At 68.3% G+C, this 21,530-nt stretch carries 10 protein-coding genes, 1 pseudogene and 1 CRISPR repeat array; of the genes and pseudogenes, 3 read left to right on the top strand and 8 right to left on the bottom strand.

Features of this window, described 5'->3' with window-relative positions:
- Positions 1-1,258: 1,258 nt before the first annotated feature.
- From cas6e to ACFYU9_RS25670, 6 genes are read right to left on the bottom strand one after another with little or no spacing between them, the layout of a single operon-like run.
- Positions 1,259-1,933, bottom strand: coding sequence for a type I-E CRISPR-associated protein Cas6/Cse3/CasE (gene cas6e / locus ACFYU9_RS25695; RefSeq protein ID WP_389346158.1), 675 nt, complete (start codon positions 1,931-1,933; stop codon positions 1,259-1,261).
- A complete protein-coding gene (cas5e, locus tag ACFYU9_RS25690; RefSeq protein WP_389346157.1) occupies positions 1,930-2,754 on the bottom strand; it encodes a type I-E CRISPR-associated protein Cas5/CasD in 825 nt (274 codons plus the stop codon). Before cas5e ends, cas6e begins: the two co-directional genes overlap by 4 nt.
- Positions 2,751-3,926: a type I-E CRISPR-associated protein Cas7/Cse4/CasC gene (gene cas7e / locus ACFYU9_RS25685; RefSeq protein ID WP_389346156.1), complete on the bottom strand. Its 1,176-nt coding sequence runs from the start codon at positions 3,924-3,926 to the stop codon at positions 2,751-2,753. Before cas7e ends, cas5e begins: the two co-directional genes overlap by 4 nt.
- 27 nt (positions 3,927-3,953) lie before the next feature.
- Positions 3,954-4,658, bottom strand: a complete 705-nt coding sequence (gene casB / locus ACFYU9_RS25680) for a type I-E CRISPR-associated protein Cse2/CasB (RefSeq protein ID WP_389346155.1) — start codon at positions 4,656-4,658, stop codon at positions 3,954-3,956.
- Positions 4,655-6,265, bottom strand: a complete 1,611-nt coding sequence (casA, locus tag ACFYU9_RS25675) for a type I-E CRISPR-associated protein Cse1/CasA (RefSeq protein ID WP_389346154.1) — start codon at positions 6,263-6,265, stop codon at positions 4,655-4,657. Before casA ends, casB begins: the two co-directional genes overlap by 4 nt.
- A 32-nt stretch (positions 6,266-6,297) precedes the next feature.
- Complete coding sequence (locus ACFYU9_RS25670) at positions 6,298-9,030, bottom strand: CRISPR-associated endonuclease Cas3'' (protein WP_389346153.1); 2,733 nt, start codon at positions 9,028-9,030, stop codon at positions 6,298-6,300.
- Positions 9,031-10,639: 1,609 nt separating this feature from the next.
- Here ACFYU9_RS25670 and ACFYU9_RS25665 point away from each other — a divergent pair.
- Positions 10,640-10,945 carry a hypothetical protein gene (locus tag ACFYU9_RS25665; protein WP_389346152.1) on the top strand — a complete coding sequence of 102 codons (306 nt, stop codon included), beginning with the start codon at positions 10,640-10,642 and terminating at the stop codon, positions 10,943-10,945.
- A gap of 231 nt (positions 10,946-11,176) precedes the next feature.
- Positions 11,177-11,611, top strand: coding sequence for a hypothetical protein (locus ACFYU9_RS25660; RefSeq protein WP_389346150.1), 435 nt, complete (start codon positions 11,177-11,179; stop codon positions 11,609-11,611).
- 94 nt (positions 11,612-11,705) lie between these two features.
- Here the strand turns inward: ACFYU9_RS25660 and ACFYU9_RS25655 are convergent, their stop codons facing one another.
- Together ACFYU9_RS25655 and ACFYU9_RS25650 are read right to left on the bottom strand one after the other, a co-directional pair.
- Positions 11,706-11,942 (bottom strand): hypothetical protein, encoded by a 237-nt coding sequence (locus ACFYU9_RS25655; protein ID WP_389346149.1) that lies wholly within the window; start codon positions 11,940-11,942, stop codon positions 11,706-11,708.
- 307 nt (positions 11,943-12,249) lie between these two features.
- A pseudogene (locus ACFYU9_RS25650) lies at positions 12,250-12,759 on the bottom strand (HD domain-containing protein); the annotation flags it as partial.
- Positions 12,760-12,857: 98 nt separating this feature from the next.
- Positions 12,858-17,266: a CRISPR direct-repeat array (repeat unit 29 nt; unit sequence GTGGTCCCCGCGTGAGCGGGGGTGGTCCG).
- 646 nt (positions 17,267-17,912) lie between these two features.
- Here ACFYU9_RS25650 and ACFYU9_RS25645 point away from each other — a divergent pair.
- The gene (locus tag ACFYU9_RS25645; RefSeq protein ID WP_389346148.1) at positions 17,913-21,530 is read left to right on the top strand and encodes a S8 family serine peptidase; all 3,618 of its coding nucleotides are present in this window, start codon (positions 17,913-17,915) and stop codon (positions 21,528-21,530) included.

Below are 21,530 nucleotides of genomic sequence, written 5' to 3'. Positions count from 1 at the left end.
TGGGGTTCTTCTAGCGTCCCAAGTCGGGATGCTGAAACGGAAATTGCTCACGAGAGCCGGCCGAGATAACTGCTCTGGTTCGTCACGTCACGTAGTCGAATCGGCCGCCCAGCTCACACCTGCGGACCAGTCACGGACCAGATTTCCGTCCGGTGAGCCAGCCGGCAACCCTCTGACAGGCGTGGTAGCAGATGTAGCGGGACGGTGCAGCTTCCACAGCACCTCCCCGTGGACCCCGCGCGAGCGGGGGCGTTCCCCGAATGGGCACGTTGTTCGATCAGGTCGGCCAGTGGTGCCCGCCCGAGCGGGGGTGTTCCGACGTCGACCGCGCGCAAGCCTCCCGCGCCCCGGTGGTCCCCGCGCAAGCGGTAGTGTTCCGCAGTCTGCGGGTTCGGGGCAGGTGCCAGCTCCGTGGTCCCCGCGCAAGCGGGGGTGTTCCGCGGGCCGTCGCCGCGCACGAGGAGAGGAAGGCGTGGTCCCCGCGCCAGCGGAGGTGTTCCGGAGACCAAGGCCAAGGTCGCCGCGATCCGCGCGTGGTCCCCACGCGAGCGGGGGTGTTCCGGTCGACGTCTACCTCATCCACACCCTGCCCAGGTGGTCCCCGCGCGAGCGGGGGTGGTCCGCCCTCACCGCAGTCCTCCAGCCCGGCATGAGCGTGCTCCCTGCGCGAGCGGGGGTGGTCCGGACGGCCAGGGCCAGTACCTGTGGCAGCCGTCGTGGTCCCCGCGCGAGCGGGGGTGGTCCGCTCGCCGCCCGACTCGCCGACTGAACGGAGCCGTTGTCCCCGCGCGAGCGGGGGTGTTCCGCACCCGGCCGGCTCCAAGGCCGCCTTGGTCGCGTGGTCCCTGCGCGACGGGGGTGTTCCATGCTCCGGCGTCAGGCCCGGCTCGGTGCCGTAGTGGTCCCCGCGCGAGCGGGGGTGTTCCGTAGAGGTAGACCTCGACCTTCTGGATGGTGTCGTGGTCCCTGCGCGAGCGGGGGTGTTCCGTACTGGGAGCCGGCCCAGGAGTACGTGGCACTGTGGTCCCCGCGCGAGCGGGGGTGGTCCGCGCGAGGAGGTCGAGGCCCTCACCGGCGAGCAGTGGCCCCCGCGTGGGCAAGGGGTAGTTGGCACCGCAGTTCCCTGTGAAAAAGGCGTGGGGGTCACCCCCACGCGTATGAAGAGCAGGACTGCGAGACCGGCTGCCGGACGTCGGCCGCGAACACAGAAAGCAGCCACGGCAGCGAGTACCCGGCCGCCTTGGGCCAGGAACCATATTCATGAACGCTGCTGCATGGGTGCAACTGTCAACATTCCGCACCCGTGTGCCTTGCCTCGTCCGATGCCTGCAGCGATCTTCTCGCGCAGCAGGTCGGCGTCGAGGACTCGGGCTGTCCCGTCGAATTGGGTGCGGGAGTGCTGGACGAGCTGCTTTGCGGTGCGGTTCTTGGAAGGTTTGTAGCCACTGACCTTGGCGAGTAGCTGAGCGTCGATGTGCAAGGGTTCCAGGCCAGCTGCGGTGGCCTGGCGTTCCCACCATTCGACTGCGGCATTGCCGCTCAGGGCGACAATGGGAGGGAGTTTGTACGCCTCGCGGGAGGTTGCTCCGGGTTTACGCACGGGGTTGGCCACGCAGCGGTAGTGGACCACTGTTCCTTTGCAAAGGCTTGACAGCAGACTCTCGAGCGAGCGGGTTTCGATGCTGCCGTAGGTGTCCGGCAGGCGTGAGGGGTCGGGTTTGACTTGACTTTGCAGGAGGATTTGCGGCCCGCGTGGGGTTTCCTCGGCTCGGAACAAGACGCCGAATGCTACTCGGGCAGGACCTTCGGCTCCGTCAGGGAACATCTGGAGCAAACGCTGATGCAACCGGAGTCCTTGAGCGTTGCCGCTAAGGTCCCGGTGGGCTTCAAGAGAGCTGGCCGAGGGCAGGATGCGGGTCAGCCACAGTGTCACCAGGCACTCCTCTTTGGCGCAGTGAAATGGGTGTCGGTGTAAAGCTGGAGCTTCTTCAGGTAGTCGGTGGCGAAGCCTCCGTACTCGGCATCCGGGAGGAGGGCAGAACGGCGGTAGAGCGGCCGGGGTCTGTACTGGCGTGCTGACGGTGCGAACGACATAGGTTCGTCGTTGACTTCGCCGCTGTGGTGGTCGCCGTGGTCGTGGTCTGGGACGACTGTGGTTAGGGGAAGAATTCCGAGTGGTCTGTCGCCGTAGAATTCGATCGGCTGCGGGCTGGTGCGTGGCTTCTTGGTTGCCAGTGGCATTCGTGTCAGGTGGTGCAGCGGGTCTTCCACGATTCCGAGCAGGATCGGTCCCTCTGGCGGGCAGGCTCGACGGCCAAGAAAGAGGGGCCAGCGCGGAGTTCTCAGGGCGTCAGCACACGACTGGAGCAACTCTTCGTCGTCGGATGTGAGTGCGACGGTGAAGGAGGCGTCGGCAAGGTAGTAGCGTTTGGACACCAAAGTGCCCTTGCCCTCGGGTCGGTGTTCGCCATTGACGGTAATGACTGTCTCGTCAGCCGGCAGTCCGCCGCCTACGGTATGGAAGTCGGGCAGTACGACACCGGGGCGGTCGACTCGGACGGTCATCGACAGCGCCGTGAGGTCATCCATGGAGGCGCCGCGCGGCCGACCGAGACCTGCAGCCAGCATGCCGATGACGCCGGACCTGGTGGGGAACCGGGCTGTGTCACGCTGCAGGTATTTGCTGTGGGTGCCCCAGGACTGCAGTGGGCCTGCTAGGCGCAGTAGCAGCCCGCGGGCGGGCCTTGCGGTCACTGCGGGTGCTCGGCAAGGGCGGTGGCTACGGCTGCGGCGACGAGGGCTTCGAAGGAGGAGTGCCGCTCTCCAAGGTGCTCCAGCTTGTCGAAGTGAAGAGAAGCGTGCCCTGCGTGCAGGACGCGGTCGCGGCCGAGGAGTGTATTCGCGGCCTCGGAATAGGCGTCGATGTTTTGGACTGACCGTGCGACGTAGCCGCCGTGCTGGGCAGAGCGTACGGGTTCTTCGAAGGCGGCGGCGAATGACAGCGGCCGGTCGGAGCGGACTGCTGCGTGCACCAGGTGCGGGAGCGAGTGCGGAGCGGTGGAGTTCTTCTTCGCTTGCGGTAGTGACTCGATGAAGGAGAGGAGGAATTGGCCGGCGAGTTCGCGGGCGGCTTCGAGTCCGATGTCGTAGTCGTCGCTCAGATTCTTGACAAGCTCCTCGAGGTCTACGGTAGCGAACCGGTAGAAAGTGCCGGTACTGAACTCGGCTGTGCCCATGTGGCCGCTGCCGGTTTCGTCGCCTTTCGCTGCGGTGACATCGTCAACGGCTGCGAAGTAGTCGAGTTCGACTTCGGTGGTGTGCGTGGTGAAAGCGTGTGCGACCTGCACGGCGCCGTCGACGCCTGCTTGGTTGACCTCTGCGAGCATGCGGCCGAAGAGGTTGATGACTCCGTTTCTCTTGAGAAGAACCTTGTCGATCTTCCCTTTCAATGCACTCTCAGCCTTACTCCTTCCCTTGCCTGTGAAGTCGGCCGTGAGCGCGTCTTTATTTGCTTCGGCGATGTCCGCCAGTTCCTGGACAGCGTCTTCAGGGAGGTAGATGAGTGCGTTAGTCAGGATTTTATTCGTGATGGGTTGCTTGTCTTTGCCCTTGGCCACCTCCCACTTAATGCTGCTTCCTGTCGCGACATGCGCGCCGGCGCGCTCGGCGATCGCCTGGTCCCATCCCCGTTCGCGGAGGACCTCGGCGACCCGCTCGCCAATGCGACGTGTGCGCAGAGCTTTGTCACCGAGCTTGTCCTGGAAGTGCTCGCGGACGGCCCGTTTCCAGGACTGACTGGACACACGAGTACGCAGGGCGTCGCCGTAGAGCATGGTTTTCACCGAGTTGGTGTCGTCCCGGTTCAGGTTCGCGTACGGGACGGGTTGGATGATGTGGATGTCGATGAAGCGTGGCTTGAGGTTCACGGGGTGGCTCCTATGGGTGAGGAAGGGTCAGTCCTGGTATGCGGCGGTGATCCGGTAGAAGTCCTGCAGCCAGCGGCGGCTGATACGTCCGGACCGGTAAGGCCAGTCGACGAGGTCTGCCAGCAACTGTCCCCAATCGATGGGGGCGCCCGCGGCGCGCACCTGGTTGACCGCAGCAGGCAGGTGTAGGTGAATGCCGCGGGTGCTCTGCCGTGTCAGAAGGTTGATGCGGTTTTCTGCGGCGCTCATCCGAAGGGAGGCGCCCTGTGCGATGACGGCTTGTCCCAGAGTGGAGCCGAACGAAGAGCCGTACGGGGCGGGCGCAGAGGGAGCATCTTCCTTGTCCGCTTCGTCGCTCTCCTGGAGGTTTTGCGTCTGTGCTGCCTCGGGCTCGTCTGTGTCGTGTTCGTCTTCTTCCTGGCTGGGTGAGAAGGCGTGTCGGGGCTGGGCGGCGATCAGCGAGGCTACGGTGTAATACGCCTGTGCTGTGGCGTCGTCGCACTCTTCCGGCACTCGGGTGGCCAGCAGCCGGTGCATGGGGCGGGCGCGCGGGTGGTTGAGGTCGCGGCGCAGACCCGCTCGTAGCGCTGCATGTGCGCCGGGGTCCGTGCGGCACAAGCGTTCGATGTTCGCGGTGAATGCGGCGTACGCGGCACGGTTCTTCTGGCCCTTGCTCGCTTCAGGGGCTTGAGAGGTCACTGCGGGGGTCCTTGAGTCGGCGAGGGTGGTCATGACTTCTTGGCCGCCTTTTTCTTCTTCGCTCGCTCCATGGCCTTGAGCGGGTCCTTAACCGCGGCAAGGATGATCGCTCTCGCGCCGGCGACGGCCTTCGCGCCTCGTGCTGTGCGTGTCACGGAGCCGGTCACCGTCTCGTATGCTTCCAGCGCGTGCTGCCCGAAGGCCCGGCATGCGTTCTGGAAGTCGAAGTTGGATTCCGCGGTGTTGTCGGATCGTGTCAGCTGTCGAAATCGTAACCAGAACTCGTCCTCCGCTGCCGGCCAGTAGCGTGCTGCGACCGCGTCCTGCCAGGTTCCCGGATTGTTTTTCTTGTCATCTGTGTACTTCAGCCAGGCTTCCTTGGTGGCCAGATTCAGCCGTTCCCCGAAAAGCTCGCCCAACTCACGGAGTTGGCGTACGGGCAGGTCGGTGCTCACCGCCGCTTGCTCTACTCGGGTCAGGACCATGGGGGTCGTGGAATCGACGTATTGGCGGTTGGCCGCCTGGGCGGCGTCCTGCTCGAAGCCGAGCGCGCGTATCCGCAGGTACTCGCTGACGTCGAAGGCGTGGTCCATGACTCTTGGCTGGATGGGACTGGAGTCGTCCAGTTGCTTGAGTAGAAGGGCGTCGATGTCCCGCCAGAGAGAGCGGGAGGAGTCTGCGAGGCGGGGAAAGGTGTTTCCGTCGTCGTCGATGTCCCAGATCAGGTAGTCGTCCTGCGGCCGGATCCGTTCGGCGTCGTAGGCCCAGGTGACGTACGCGTCAGCCACGTGCTCACCGTCCTGGTCGGGGACGAGGTAGAGCGAGTGCTGCGAGCAGGCGGTGAGCTGCGAGCAGGGGCCCAGTGGTTCAGGCATCGGCTTGAGCGGGTCCGGGAGGTCGTCACGCTCCCAGGGGCACAGATCGGTCTGCCGGCTGACCTCGTCCGCCGGCGGAGTCAGTCCGGCCAGCAGCGTCAGGAAAAGGTTGTCGCATTCCGGGTGATACGACAGCGCAGCTCGCAGGGGTGCGGCCTTCGCATAGTGGTGGCTTACCTCGCCAACCGTCCGCGTCGAAAGCGCGCCGGGGGCTCCCCAATAGTGCCAGGTCAGCAGTGACAGAGTCGCTTGCGCGAGGCTGGGGGGCACTGGGTCGTGATGGCTCCAATGCCCGAACCAGGAGTGGTTGTTACCCGCTGCCCGGCTCATGATCAGCTTATGGGCCCCGGCAGTGTTCTTGCTGTCGCACTGGTCGGGCAGGCGGGGGTCCTGGAGCCATGGACGATCACGATCGAACAGGTTGAAGCGGTGGCTCCACTGCTCGAAGTAGCCTTCGACACCGGCTTGGCGGCCATTGGGAAGCTCCATGTTCCGCTCAAAGAAGCCCTGCTCGAGGACTTCCTCACGCCGATCGCCCCAGCTCCCGGGGCGGGCTTCGTCCAGGCCCGTGATTCGGGCGGTGAGCGCGTACAGCACGCGCAGCAGAGCGGAGTGGGCCGGAGCTTCCGGGATCAGCAAAGAGCGGATCTCTTGTGCCCGCAGGAACATGTCCCTGAGGCCCACTTCCGGTGGGCCTGACTTTCCCTCCACCCATGCGACAGGAATCCATGGCTGGTCGATCAGATTGAACGCAGGCGTGGACACGCCCCTCCCCCGTGTCAGACGTGCACCGAATGCTAGACGGACGGGCGGGGTGGCGCGGGCGGTTCCGGAAACCGGCCAGCTATCAGGCCGGTTTCAGTCATGCAGAAGCGGTTTTCCCCGTTGCTGTACACCCACTCACCGTCCTGTGGGGTGAGGTTGAACCGCAGGACGGTCTTGAGTGCGGACACCTCACGCCATGATGCGTTGGCATCGCCCGCCACACCCTCGACGAGTCGCTTGGGTACCGGAATCAGATAGGGGACGAGTTGACTGGGCTTCGGTCTCTTCTTGGAGTCCCGCTCGAGCTTCACCCGCAGGACACCGTCCTCCAACAGATTCCCTGGGTACAGGCACACCACATGCATCGCATCCTCGCCGAGCACGGAGGAGAGCAGTTCGGGCTCCATTCCGCCGTAATCGCGGCTCAGCAGGCTGAGGTCGCCATCGAGGTCCCGCGGTCCAGGTACCGCCAGCCAACCTGCGGTACCGCTAGCTCTGCGTGCTTGAACCGTGCGCTTATTGTCGAGCCGCTGGAGCTCACGAGCCGCTCGCTCTCCCAGGCCGCCGACGAGGTCGTCGGCATACACCTCGTCCAGCAGTGAAGGCAGGTCCTCGGGCAAGGAAACCGTCCTGCCCATTCCCAGGACCATGCCGGTGCGCCGCACCAGCGCGACATCGTCCAGTTCGGTCCGATCGCCCGCTTGAAGCACAACAAGCCGCGCCCTCTCACCCGTGCTCTGCGCCGCACGAGCCATCAGGTTCACGAGAAGGGCCGGCCCGGAGATGACCAGGTCGAAGTGCAGACCCCGGACGTGCTCCAGCATCGGCGTCGTCACGAGCACGGAAGGGCCGCACACCCCACCATTGGCAGAGAAGGCACTGCGACAGGCTGCCAGACGCTGCCATCGGTCTTTGTTGCGCATCTGCTGGTGAACCAGGATCACATCAAGCCCGGGCAGATCCTGCGTGAGCCGGCGGAAGGTAAAGATGGCTTCCTCGGGTGTCGAGCAGTACACAGCGGCTGTTCCGTCACCAGCTGCGGCCAGCGGTGCAAGGGCCTGCCGGATCTCGTCGTACGGCGCACCGTCAGCGACCGTGATGCTGAGAGTGCCGATATGGATATCCCCGGCAGGCTGGAGGGGCAGGCGCCTACCTCCGGACTGCGCATCCACGAACAACCACGCAGGTAGCCCACGAGGCTGCGTCAGGGGTTCGTTTCCCCCTCCCGCGCCGCGACGGTAGGCCGCGAGCATCGCATCCACCGACCTGTCCGCGGCCAAAGCGGCCAGGACGACCGGGATCTGCAGCGCAGCCGCCCACTCCAGGAACCGGAGCATCAGCTTCTGCCCCCAGGCCCCACGAGCATGAGCCTCATCCACGACAATGACCTTGCCGGAAAAGGCGAACAGCCTCATCACGTTGAACTTCACCGGCATGACAGCCTGCAGAAGCTCGTCCACCGTTCCCGTACCGAACGGAGCCAGAAGCGCACGGTGGTGAGAGTTGAGCCAACTGTCCGCTGCGAGAGCCCACTCCTCACCAGGCTCCGCACAGACTCCCCCTGTCGCATTGGCCTGCGCCCACTGCTCCATGGCCTCCGCCGGCTTCAGCCGGGACGAGCTGTGAAGCAACAGCGCCCCCTTGGGTCCTGTCAGAGCCTGCCGGCCGAAATCAAGCAGCTGTTCCATGTGACTGTCGGCCGCTGCACCGGTCGGAAGCGCGTAAAAAAGCCCCCGCGCATTCGCCGCATGCCCGAGAACCGCCGCTGCATGAAGAGCCGCTTCTGTACGATCCTGCGACGCGGGTGCCGTCACCACCACGATGCCCGGCCCGTGCTCGGCTACCAAGTCAGGCAACTGGCCTGCGATGCTCGCCGCAAGGCCACGCTCGCCATGGCGCGCAGGCGGGTATGACGGCCGAGCGAAGCGCGTACCCAGCAGGTCCGTCTGCTGCACCAGAAGAGGAGCCGCGGTGCGGGCAACCTGCCAGTAAGCATCCAGTTCCGCCGAAGTTCCAGACCACCCCTCCCCCCTCAGCCGGGCCCGGACCCCTTCTTGGATACTGGCCAGCCAGTCCGACATGATCACCAACCCCGCCAGGACAACAGCCGCTCCCGGCGTCATCTGCCCTGCCGGAACCCCCTTTGCCCCGGTGACTCTGCGTACCTCATCGAAGTGGATCCGCCGCTGCTCCTCCCAGCTTCCCACTCCCATACCGGGGTGATGCGCGACGGGACACCTCGAGTCCTTGTCATAGACCACCGGATGGAAACCACCGCCGTGCCCGCCGAGCAACTGGGCCACGGCATGACTGAGCTGAGTCTGCGGACGCCGCTGTGACGACGGATAGCCAATCTCCTTGAACGCCCGCACCAGCCACCAGTGGGTCGCCGCTTCATGCGACTGTTTGTCCTGCGCAGCGCCGGCACCGAATCCGTATCCCGGCTCACCAAGCAACTCCCGCGCCTGCAGTTCCCCGTCCCCGCGCTTCGGCCCTCCGCTCTGCAGCTGGAACGGCACACTGATCTTCCCGACGTCATGCAGCCCCGCCCAGAACGCCACAAGCGCACGCGCCTGCTCATCCTCAACCTGCAGCGCCTGCGTCACCACGCTCCGCTGGTGCACGGTCAACAGCTCGTCCCAGACGACCTCGGCAACAGCTGCCGTGTCCAGGAGATGACAGATCAAAGGGTGCGCGTGCTGCACACCGCCGGCACTTTTGCCCAGCCCGGCATGCTTGCCCCAAAGACGGGAGTCCAGTGACACGGATTCTCCTTGTCGCAGATTCGCAGCGCATGCCTGCTCCAGAAGCGGGAAGCGGAAGGATCCACACCCGAACGCATCACCACCTCGCCGGGACGATACGAAAACCAACGAGGTTTCGGTCAACCGCAAGTGTGCCAACATCTTTACGCAGTAGACTACTTAGCGCTGCACGCCTCCCTGAGGTGCGCGGAACCCCACTGACTCTCCAGCCGGCGGCACTGTCGGGACAAACGCATGACCCTCCCGAGGGACGTGGCGCCCTCGGCAGTGTGATGCCACGTGGAGATACAGTGCCCCGGTTCTTGCCCAAGTTCGCCCTGCGTCGCGAGACCCTCCTCAAGGCCTCTCGTGTAGTGGTCAGCACGGTACTCCGTGTCCTGATCAGCGAACTCGTCAGCTGGCTCATCTGAGCCACGGGTGACGGATCCCAGGGGTCCGTCACCCCTCATATGGAAGCAATGCCCCGTCGGCGGGCGATTCTTGACAGCCCGCAGGCCCGGATCAGGGGCCGGTCCCGCTCCCCCGCGGAGGGAATCGCGTCCCCCACGCAAACGGGGATGTTCCGCTTCCGGATCGGACATCCTCGAACCCGAGCCAGGGGTCCCCGCGCGAGCGGGAGTGTTCCGCCCTTCGGCATGCCGGCCGACTCCAGGATCTGGTGGTCCCCGCGAGAGCGGGGGTGTTCCTGCGACGGGCTGACCTTGTAGGCCGGCCCCCACATGGTCCCTGCGAGAGCGGGGGCGTTCCGCCGGGGGGTTGGATCACCCGCGCTACCGGCGGGTGGTCCCCGCGCGGGCGGGGGTGTTCCGATGTTGGCGCTCTCCGGCCGGGTCCCGGACACGTGGCCCCCGCGCGGGCGGGGGCGTTCCGTTTCTGCCGGTGGCGTCGAGGTCGACGATCATGTGGTCCCCGCGAGAGTGAGGGTGTTCCGAGGTTGAAGATCGGGATTGCTGTCGTCAGCCCGTGGTCCCCGCGAGAGCGGGGGTGTTCCAGCCGGCGTGACCACGAAGGACATCGCGGGCGGGTGATCCTCGCGCGAGCGCGGGTGTTCGGATGTGTCGGCGGCGGCAGGGCCGACGGTCGTCGTGGTCCCCGCGCGAGCGGGGGTGTTTCGCCTTCCTGCCTGCTGCCGGACGGCGGGGTCGGGTGGTCCCCGCGCGAGCGGGGGTGTTCCAGTGCCGCAGCGTGGACGTGCCGACGTGCTGGCTTGGTCCTCGCGCGAGCGAGAGTGTTCCGTCGGCGACGTTGCGTCGGGTGTACTCGATGAAGTGGTCCCCGCGCGAGCGGGGGCGTTCCGGTGCCGTGGCTGGTCGCTGATGCGCCACGGGGCGTGGTCCCCGCGCGAGCGGGGGTGTTCCGCAGCGGATCCTGCTGTCGTGGCTGGAGTACCAGTAGTCCCCGCGCGAGCGGGGGTGGTCCGGTGTGTCCGCACTCGGGGCAGGTGTGTGTGGTGTGGTCCTCGCGCTAGCTGGTGTGTTCCGGTCGCCGACTCCCTCGGACTGGAGAAGCGCCAGTGGTCCGCGTGCGAGCGAGGGCCTCTACTGATTAGCCACTCCCGGGCTGATGCTGACCCTGCAAGTGCAGCGGCGCGATTCAGAAGCTGGGCGTCGTGGATATCGTCGTTGAAGAATCTCAGTTGAGCGAGCCCGTGCAATTCTGGCGCGGTCTCGTCCCATCCGAGATAGTCGTCGCCGTACCTGGCGCGGTAGTGGGCACGCAGCGCCTCATAGGTCTGCTGGGCCTCAGCGACCGTCGTGCAGATGACCGCGGCGCATCCGCCGTGGGCGACAGTGCTGTCCAGGGTCTGCAGCAGTACGGCCAGCCGCCCGTCCGCGACGGCCGGATCGTAGGTGTGACGGACGCGGTGGACCTCCACGTGGAGGTCGCGCTCCTGTTCACTGACCAGCGGTTCTGAGGGCTCGATCACACGCCCGCCATCGGCCGGGGCGTAGATCCAGCCGGGATAGGCAGGAGCCGGTACATCGGGCAGGCCGCCGGAGGGGGCGGCTCCGGACAAATAGGCGCGGACCATGCCCTGGGCGATGTCCCCGGCCAGAGTCGCCGACAGCAGAACGACCGGCACACGCAGGGCCCCCAGCCACTCCAGCAGACGCAGCATCAGGGCGTGGGTGTAGGCGTCGTACGCGTGCGCCTCATCGACGATCACCGTTTTGCCGGCGAGCCCGAAATGCCGCAGCGCGTTCCGCTTGAGCGGGAGGACCCCCATCAGCGCCTGGTCGATCGTGCCGACCGCCACGGGGGCGAGAATGCCGCGCCCTCGATCACGCAACCAGCGCCCCGCTTCGACCGATACCCGGGCGCCTTCGCGAGCTCCCGGCTCGTGGTCGGACAGGATCTGCGGTTCCGCCTTGTCCAAGTCCGACGACGCAGGCGTCGTATCGGTGTCGGGCGCGTAGAGGTCAGCAGCTCCGTGGAGCACGGTCAACTGAGAGGAGTGAAGGAGGTTCGCTCGCGCGAAGTCGACCAGCTGGCCGTACATCTGATTGGCTGTGGCCTGGGCGGGAAGGGCGAAGAGATGCCCTCGGCGCCACAGGACCTGCCCATCAGCGTGGCTGCGTAGAGCGCGGTCTCGGTCTTGCCCTCTCCGGTGGGGGCGGTAACGAGGAGAATCCCCGGCCCTGCCAGCCCGGCCCCGGTCAAGCCGGCCTCCACGCTCAGCTGCAGCGGACGTGGACGGTCGATACCCGGGAACAGATCGTGGAACCCGCCGTCCTTGAACGCCACGCGTCCCACTCGGCGTCCTCCAACAGTCGGGGGGCCAGACGTTCCATCCGCAGCGCATGCGCCTTGAGCCCTGCCGAGGTGCACAGGCCAGCACCCGAGCGTGCGGCCCGCTGCTGTCCGGCCACCACATGTTCCTGGCTGGCGATCCAGTCCGAGACGATGACCATGCCAGTGAGCACGACCGCCAGCGGGACCGGAAGCGCACGAACCTGCGGAATTGGGGGACGTCCCAGTACCTTGTAGGGGCCTGCACGTGCTCCTCACGCTGTTGCGCCCACTGGCCCGCGCCGAACTCCGGCAGACATTCCAACGGGTCACGAAGATGACCGGGTTCGTTGTCGTGCGGATAGCGGCCGTCGTGTCCACCGAGCACTGGGCGATCTGTGTCAGGAGAAGTCCGGCCGGGCGGCCGGCCCGTGGATACCCAAGAGCGATCAGCAGCGATGGCAGAGCCGCGTGCGTGGCGTACTCGTGCCGTACCCGGGACATCTCGCTGTCACGGCCCCGGTCATGGGCATAGCCAGACTCCGACAGGAAAGCCCTGTGTTGCGGCCGGTCCTTGAGCAGCATGTCCTGGAACTGAGGCATGATCTTCCCCAGGTCGTGCAATCCAGCCCAGAACATCACCGTCTTCCGGGCATCGTCGACGCCCAACCCGAGTGCTGCGGCAACACGTTCATGCTGGGTCGGGCTCATGCGCCAGTCCCAGACGGCCCCACAGACCTCAGCAGTGTCGACCAGATGCCCAATCACCGCATACGGCTCGACCAACCCCTCGGACTTGCCACCTAACCGTGCATCGACCACAGCGTCACCTCCACAAGACTGTCTCGGCGCGAAGTCCACCACACGCCACTGACAACAGCCCTCGTCGCGCCGCTTCTCACATCGAGCTGGTGTCCCACCCAGAACCGTGCCCTCATCAACCCCTCTACGAGATCCGCGCGAGCAAAAGCCCCCGTGAGCACGCCGACCTGCCGGCATGCAACGGTCACCTCCTCTGCCAGGATGGACGCATGCCCCACAGGACGCCCACCAGTAAAGAAGTCGCAAAGGCATCCTGAATGCCCAGCTCAGAAAGAGTGGTCCCCGCGTGAGCGGGGGTGGTCCGCGTTGCGCGGAGGCCAGTTCGCCGGGGCTGAGGTGGTCCCCGCGTGAGCGGGGGTGGTCCAGCCGTCCTTGGTGGGTCACACGCGCAGCGTAGGTGGTCCCCGCGTGAGCGGGGGTGGTCCGGTGACCGGGTCGATGGTGCCCGCGTCGACGAAGTGGTCCCCGCGTGAGCGGGGGTGGTCCGCAGTCCTCCGCGCAGATGCGGTGGTGGCAGGGGTGGTCCCCGCGTGAGCGGGGGTGGTCCGGTGCCGGTGTGGCGGGTGAGTCGGTCGCGGACGTGGTCCCCGCGTGAGCGGGGGTGGTCCGAACCCGGCAACCTCCGCGCGACCATCCCGTCGTGGTCCCCGCGTGAGCGGGGATGGTCCGGCGGCGAACGCCAGGCCGTCGTGGAAGCTGGTGTGGTCCCCGCGTGAGCGGGGTGGTCCGACCCACAACCAGGCCAAGCGCGCCGCCGAGGCGTGGTCCCCGCGTGAGCGGGGGTGGTGCGCGGCCCGTCAGAAGGGCCGCTTGCAAGCCGGTGTGGTCCCCGCGTGAGCGGGGGTGGTCCGTCGCTGTCGTCGTAGCCGGAGGCGACGAACGCGTGGTCCCCGCGTGAGCGGGGGTGGTCCGATCTATCAGCGGCGCCGTTTCCTGGAGGAGGGGTGGTCCCCGCGTGAGCGGGGTGGTCCGACGCAGCCGAAGGGCTACCAGCCTTCGAACGAGTGGTCCCCGCGTGAGCGGGGGTGGTCCGGTCCCGGGCGTACACGCGCCCCGGCGCAGACCGTGGTCCCCGCGTGAGCGGGGGTGGTCCGCCGATGATGCCGTCGCGGCGGGTGGCGCCCTTGTGGTCCCCGCGTGAGCGGGGGTGGTCCGTCCGGGGTGTAGTCGGCGTCGAGGCCGGTCTGGTGGTCCCCGCGTGAGCGGGGGTGGTCCGACGCGGGGCTCCTCGGAGGAGGAGGGGGCACCGTGGTCCCCGCGTGAGCGGGGGTGGTCCGGAGCTCGCAGCGTCCGCCCGGACCGCCGCGCTGTGGTCCCCGCGTGAGCGGGGGTGGTCCGGCGAAGAGCGAGGGCCGGGGTGAGGAGGAGAGGTGGTCCCCGCGTGAGCGGGGGGTGGTCCGGCCGATACGAAGTCGGATGCCTGGTAGGGGGCGTGGTCCCCGCGTGAGCGGGGGTGGTCCGTAGCCGTAGACCACGAGCAGGACGCCGAGGCTGTGGTCCCCGCGTGAGCGGGGGTGGTCCGCCCCGCAGGAAGCCCTTGCCCGCGTTGCGTCCGTGGTCCCCGCGTGAGCGGGGGTGGTCCGCTGCGGAGCCACTGCGCGGGGTACTGGAACACGTGGTCCCCGCGTGAGCGGGGGTGGTCCGACCTCGCGGGTCATGCCGCGGTGCCGGCGGAGGTGGTCCCCGCGTGAGCGGGGTGGTCCGGTGTACGTGGCGCCCGGCTGCGCGCCGGACCAGTGGTCCCCGCGTGAGCGGGGGTGGTCCGGCGTCGTGGGAGATGCGGCCCTGGGCGGGCAGGTGGTCCCCGCGTGAGCGGGGGTGGTCCGAACCCGCAGCGGGTCACGAACCCCTACCGGCTGTGGTCCCCGCGTGAGCGGGGGTGGTCCGCAGGCGGGGCGGTGGGAGCAGCCGCTGCCGGTGTGGTCCCCGCGTGAGCGGGGGTGGTCCGCAGGCGGGGCGGTGGGAGCAGCCGCTGCCGGTGTGGTCCCCGCGTGAGCGGGGGTGGTCCGAAGTCGACCGGGCCGCGGTCGACGGTGATGCCGTGGTCCCCGCGTGAGCGGGGGTGGTCCGTCACTCATAGGGGATCTCCTGGCCAAGGCGGAGTGGTCCCCGCGTGAGCGGGGTGGTCCGTCCCAGCAGCCCCATCATCCCCACCCACGCCAGTGGTCCCCGCGTGAGCGGGGGTGGTCCGACGTTCTGGGCGGTCGCGGTGACGGCCGCCGAGTGGTCGCCGCGTGAGCGGGGGTGGTCCGGGCTCGCGACGCTCGACCTTGGGGGCGTAGAGGTGGTCCCCGCGTGAGCGGGGGTGGCCCGCTGCCCAAGGTGACGTGCTCCGCCTGCCGTGAGTGGTCCCCGCGTGAGCGGGGGTGGTCCGTCGAGCACCCTGGCTTCCCACTTCGGGATCGCGTGGTCCCCGCGTGAGCGGGGGTGGTCCGGTGTCCCTCACCGACACCCGGTCGCTGAAGTGGTCCCCGCGTGAGCGGGGGTGGTCCGAAAGCCGGCCTGCCCACCCCGCCGTTCCAGCCGTAGTCCCCGCGTGAGCGGGGGTGGTCCGGCCAGGACCAGATCGGCCCCGGCCTCGATCATGTGGTCCCCGCGTGAGCGGGGGTGGTCCGGCGGTCAGCCAGCCGCTGCCCCCCGAGATCCCGTGGTCCCCGCGTGAGCGGGGGTGGTCCGAAGACCGAGGCCGCCGCGCACGCGGCGGCCCCGTGGTCCCCGCGTGAGCGGGGGTGGTCCGGCAGAGAAGAGGTGAACCCATGTCCGTGCACGGTGGTCCCCGCGTGAGCGCGGGTGGTCCGTTGCGGACCGTCCCGCGGGCGCAGATGCAGGCGTGGTCCCCGCGTGAGCGGGGGTGGTCCGGTAGGCAGCTTCGGGTGTGGCGTAGAGCGGCTGTGGTCCCCGCGTGAGCGGGGGTGGTCCGCCGTGCTTCTCGGCAACCCGCTGCACGCCGAGGTGGTCCCCGCGTGAGCGGGGGTGGTCCGGCGCGTGACGCGCTCGCGGCGACCGTCCGCAAGTGGTCCCCGCGTGAGCGGGGGTGGTCCGCCTGCGCCGGCCTACGAGCCCTTCCCGGGCGCGTGGTCCCCGCGTGAGCGGGGGTGGTCCGTTTGCGGTGAGCATGCCTCCGGCCTCGCAGCTGTGGTCCCCGCGTGAGCGGGGGTGGTCCGGCGGCGGCCACGAGTCGACCGACGGCGGACGCGTGGTCCCCGTGTGAGCGGGGGTGGTCCGGTCGCCAAGCACTTCGCCAGCGACTCCGCCCTGTGGTCCCCGCGTGAGCGGGGGTGGTCCGACCGCCTTGTGCCAGTCCGGCCTCCGGAACGGGTGGTCCCCGCGTGAGCGGGGGTGGTCCGATGCCGACGCAGCCGGCGGACGCGGCGAGGGAGTGGTCCCCGCGTGAGCGGGGGTGGTCCGCGAATTCCCCTCCGGGCTTGCGGAGGGGAATTGTGGTCCCCGCGTGAGCGGGGGTGGTCCGCCGAGGCGCCGGCTAGCGTTGGCTTGGGGGTCGTGGTCCCCGCGTGAGCGGGGGTGGTCCGGACGTGATCGACCTCCAGGCCCTCACGTTCTCGTGGTCCCCGCGTGAGCGGGGGTGGTCCGCCCAGCGGTGAACAGGAGACGTGGGAAGAGACGTGGTCCCCGCGTGAGCGGGGGTGGTCCGGTCTGCAGGATTGTTTTGGACCCGCCGAGCGGGTGGTCCCCGCGTGAGCGGGGGTGGTCCGGTGTCCCTCACCGACTACACCCGGTCGCTGAAGTGGTCCCCGCGTGAGCGGGGGTGGTCCGCCCTCCGCACCCGGGACATCGGCGCCGTCTTCGTGGTCCCCGCGTGAGCGGGGGTGGTCCGGTCGACGTCTGGCGCTGATAGGCGGCCGCCCGGTGGTCCCCGCGTGAGCGGGGGTGGTCCGGTGGAGGCCGTCCCCGAGCCGGCCTCGGAGAAGTGGTCCCCGCGTGAGCGGGGGTGGTCCGCGATGGGGCCTCAGCGACCCGCCTCCCTGCTGGTGGTCCCCGCGTGAGCGGGGGTGGTCCGCCACGGAGCTGGCCACCGATTGCGACACGCTCGTGGTCCCCGCGTGAGCGGGGGTGGTCCGGACACCGTCCCGGCGCGTGATCGGGCGGCGCTGTGGTCCCCGCGTGAGCGGGGGTGGTCCGCTATGGGTGTGCCATCCTGACCTGCCGGGAAGTGGTCCCCGCGTGAGCGGGGGTGGTCCGCCGTTGCCCAGCGCACGGCCCGCCTGCATGGCGTGGTCCCCGCGTGAGCGGGGGTGGTCCGTCGTGCATGAACTGGGCGCCGGCCTCGCGGAGGTGGTCCCCGCGTGAGCGGGGGTGGTCCGTCCATGCGCTGATCCGCCACGGCCTCGCTGAGGTGGTTCCCGCGTAAGCAGGGGTGGTCCGGTGTACGTGGCGCCCGGCTGCACGCCGGACCAGTGGTCCCCGCGTGAGCGGGGGTGGTCCGAACTCGCGGTCGTCGGCGACGGGTTACGCGTGGTCCCCGCGTGAGCGGGGGTGGTCCGGAGCCGGCCGAGGCGGAGCGCTGCTACGGAAAGTGGTCCCCCCGTGAGCGGGGGTGGTCCGAGGGGCTGACCATGAGCCGCATCGACCGCATCGTGGTCCCCGCGTGAGCGGGGCTTGTCCGCGCCGCTCGTACGTCTTGAAGGTGCGGACCTGTGGTCCCCGCGTGAGCGGGGGTGGTCCGCTCCGGGCGAAGGGCACCTCGACGGCAGTCACCGGCAGGGACCACGCATCCCCCGACCGCATCGACCAACAGAGAAGCCCCGGGTCAACGCACCCGACCCCGCGCCTTCAGCTACGTCACCGGCACCTCCGGCGCGTACAGGCGGTCCCCGCCATAGCCCTTCACCTCGCCGAAGCAGTCGCCCGTCATCCGCTACAGACCCAGCACTGGCTGCTTCACCAGGGGGCCACGACGACACGGAACCCTGAGGACATGCCACCAACCCCTAGCCACCTTCTCGGCACCCATCCCACGTCTGCTGAAGCGTGACGCAACTCGCCCTTGCGCTCGAGGTTCTGCCGCGTCGCAGCGTGTCCTACCAGCGGGTCGCCATACGGCTCGCCGCTGGAGACCGCAATCGGTACAGCCGATGTGACGGAAACTCGACAAGTCTGAGATCTGCCATGTTTCCCACCTTCCGCCCTTGACTCGGGCGTCCCAAAATCGCCTCCGCCACCGATTCCATGGAGGATGCGTGTTCTTCTCGCGCAGACGAGGGTTGATAGCCTCGTGCGCCACATTGACCGTGCTGGCGGGTGCACCGTCGGCCCTGGCCACAAACCCTGCGGCCGATCCCGTCTCGGCGGCCGCCCCTGCGGCCGCTCCCGTGGATGCCTTATATGACGCCGCTGCCCTGCACACCGTCACCCTTCTCACCGGCGACGTCGTCGAGGTGAGGACCTTCGCCGACGGAACCAGTGCCGCGACTGTGGAGCGTCCGGCCGGAGCCGACGGCGGCGTCCGTACCACCACCGCCAGCAAAGACCTGTACGTCTACCCTGACGAGGCCATGCCCTACGTCGCTTCGGGCGTTCTCGACAAGCAGTTGTTCAACGTCACCCAGTTGATCTCCCACGGCTACGACGACGCGCATACAAAGGGCCTGCCGCTGATCGTCACCTACACCGACGCCGGGGTCCGCCGCCTCCGCACCGGCACACCCGCGGGTGCCACCCGGGTCCGTGCACTGCCCAGCGTTCAGGGCGCCGCTGTGATCGCCGGGCGCAGCAAAGCCGGCGACTTCTGGTCCGCCGTCACCAAGAACGCCCGGCCCCTCGGTGCGACCGGCGACAAGGCCGCCTTCGGCGACGGCATCTCGCACATCTGGCTGGACGGCAAGGTACGGGCGACGCTGGTCGACACCACCGCCCAGATCGGTGCGCCGGACGTGTGGAAGTCCGGCTACGACGGCAAGGGCGTCAAGGTCGCCGTGCTCGACACCGGTGTCGACGGCGACCACCCGGACCTGAAGGACCGGATCAAGGGCACCGCCAGCTTCATCGGCGGTGAGACGACCGACGACCTTCACGGGCACGGAACGCACACGGCATCCACCGTGGCCGGTACAGGCGCAGCTTCGGACGGCAAGGAGAAGGGCGTCGCCCCCGGCGCCGACCTCTACATCGGCAAGGTGCTCAGCAACAGGGGAACCGGCACCGACTCGCAGATCATTGCTGGTATGGAGTGGGCCGCCAAGTCCGTGGGCGCCAAGGTCGTCAGCATGAGCCTGGGCTCCTCCGGGGCCAGCGACGGCACCGACCTCCTGAGCGAGGCGGTGAACCGGCTCAGCGCGGAGACCGGCACGCTGTTCGTCGTCGCCGCGGGCAACGTGGGTGTCCCGTACTCCATCGGCGCTCCGGGTGCCGCGGACGCGGCCCTCACGGTCGGCGCGGTCGACGGCTCCGACAACCTCGCCTTCTTCTCCAGCCAGGGCCCGCGGCTCGGTGACGACGCCCTCAAGCCCGACCTCTCCGCCCCCGGTGTCAATGTGCTCGCCGCCCGCTCGCACTACGCCTCCTGGGGCACGGGCTACTACACCACTCTGAGCGGTACCTCGATGGCCACGCCGCATGTGGCCGGCGCCGCGGTACTGCTGGCCCAGAAGCACCCGGACTGGAGCGGGCAGCAGATCAAGAACGCCCTGGTCAGCACGGCCAAGGAGACCCCGAACCAATCCGCCTACCAGGGCGGCAGCGGCCGGGTCGACGTCGAGGCCGCCGCCTCCGACACGGTCTTCGCGACCGGCTCGGCCTACTTCGGCTACTACACCTGGCCGCACGACGGGGACGAGAAATCCGAGAAGACCATCACTTACACCAACAGCGGCGACACCGACGCCACCCTCGGCCTGAAGATCGACGCGGCCGGCGCCCCCGCCGCGCTGTTCTCGCTCTCCACGGACCGGGTGACCGTCCCGGCGCACGGCACGCAGGGCGTGACACTCATCGCCGACCCCGCTGCCCTGGCGGCCGGCACCAAGGCGACCGGGCAGGTCAAGGCGTACGACGCGAGCGGCAGCCTGAGTGCTCACACCACGATAGGCATCAGCAAGGAGAGGGAGCGCTACACGCTCAAGCTCAAGGCCCGCGACCGCGACGGCAAGCCGCTGAGCGGCGTCGTCGAACTGCTCAAGATCGGGTCTCGGTTCGCGCAGCCTGCCGTCATCGACGACTCCGGCGAACTCGACGTCCGTGTCGATCCGGGCACCTACTCGGCGATGATGTGGACCGACGTGCAGGGCGCCAACGGCCCCGGCTCGCTCGGTTTCGCACTGCTGGGCAACCCCGAAGTGAAGGTCGACAAGGACACCACCCTGGTACTCGACGGCACCCGGGCGCACGAAGTCCGCGCCGTGACACCCAAGCAGAGCTCCCCGATCTCGACCGAGATCGAGTACCACCGCTCGGGCGGGGCCAGCAACTGGCGGTCCGCCTACGGGCTACCCGCGAAGTACGACAGCATCTGGGCCGAAAGCGGCACTGCCAAGGTCGAGGACGGCGATTTCACCTTCAGCACCAACTGGCGCTCCGTGCAGCCGCAGCTCGCCATCGCCTCCAAGAGCAGCAGCTTCGGCGACGTGCTGCCGCAGAGCGGCAGTACCCGGCTGCCCGAGGGCCACTGGGAGCTTCCGGCTGTCTACGCGGGGCAGGGCGCCACGTCCGACTATGTCGGTCTGGACGTCTCAGGCAAGGTCGCGGTGGTCCGCCGCAGCGGCAGCGTCACCGCATCCGACCAAGCGGCGGCCGCGGTGGCCGCCGGGGCGAAGCTGCTGCTCGTGGTGAACGACGGCACCGGTCGGCTGAACTCCTGGTACGGCGCCGCGGACCGCTCGACGTACTCGTCCATCGCGGTGGCCTCGCTCACCAAGGCCGAGGGCGAGGAGCTCATCGCCCAAGCTCAGCAGGGCACCGCCAAGCTGGCGGTGGCCTCGAAGCCGGTCAGCGACTACGCCTATGACCTGGTCGAGCGCCATGACGGCATGATCCCGGCCGACGTCACCTACCACGCGACCAAGGACAACCTCGCCCGGGTGAACGTCGCTTTCAACAGCGGCAGGGCCGTGGCCGGCTACGAGTTCCGCCAGGAAATCCCCCCGTACGCCAGCGTCGCCATCGGCGGTCTCCTCCTCAAGGCCGACATGCCCGGCACCCGCACCGACTGGGTGTCCACCGACAGCAAGGGCAAGTGGTACGAGACCGCGGTCATCCCAGGCCTGATGGAGGAACGGTCCGCCCGGCTCACCTACAAGGCCGGCACCACCACGGACGTGAACTGGTTCTCGCCCGTCCAGCACCCGCGGCTCAACGACAGCGACTGGCTGCCGCAGCGCAGTCTCGACCGGCTGAGCTTCAACGTCCCCGGCTGGGGCGACGCCGGACCGAACCACGCCGGCTTCGCGGCCTACGGCAGCCGACTTTTCAAGGAGACGGTTGCCCTCTACCAGGACGACAAGCTGGTGAGCAGCGCGAACTCCCCGTGGATGACCAATATCGGTGCCCCGACCTCCGAGCGGGTGCCGTATCGCCTCGTGGTCGACACCTCCCGGGACTCCTCGGTGAACCCCCTGTCCAGCAGCACCCACACCGAGTGGACCTTCCTGTCGGGCCACACCGACAAGGCCGAGCTGCTGCCGCTGATCCAGTTCGACTACGGGGTGGAGACCGATGCCGACGGCTACGCCCACCGCAGCACTGGACTGACCGTCACCCCGTCGGCCATCGAGGGTGCCCTGAACGCGGGCACGGTCACCTCGGCCGGCCTTGAGGTCTCGTACGACGACGGAGCCACCTGGCAGAAGGCCGACCTGAACCGGTCCGGCACCGAGTGGACCGCCAGGCTGACGGCACCGAAACCGGCGTCGTACGTCTCCATCCGTGCCACCGCGACGGACAGCAACGGCAACAACGTGACACAGACCGTCATCCGCGCCTTCGCGGTCAAGTAG

This window comes from Streptomyces sp. NPDC004327, assembly GCF_042873935.1.
Taxonomy (GTDB): domain Bacteria; phylum Actinomycetota; class Actinomycetes; order Streptomycetales; family Streptomycetaceae; genus Streptomyces.
The sequence above is the reverse complement of the archived record's forward strand: the minus strand, read 5'-3'. Positions and strand labels throughout refer to the sequence as shown.

Coding starts and splice junctions, on each gene's coding strand:
- casB (WP_389346155.1), bottom strand. CDS start 4,658: ATGACCACCCTCGCCGACTCAAGGACCCCCGCAGTGACCTCTCAAGCC.
- ACFYU9_RS25655 (WP_389346149.1), bottom strand. CDS start 11,942: ATGGTCATCGTCTCGGACTGGATCGCCAGCCAGGAACATGTGGTGGCC.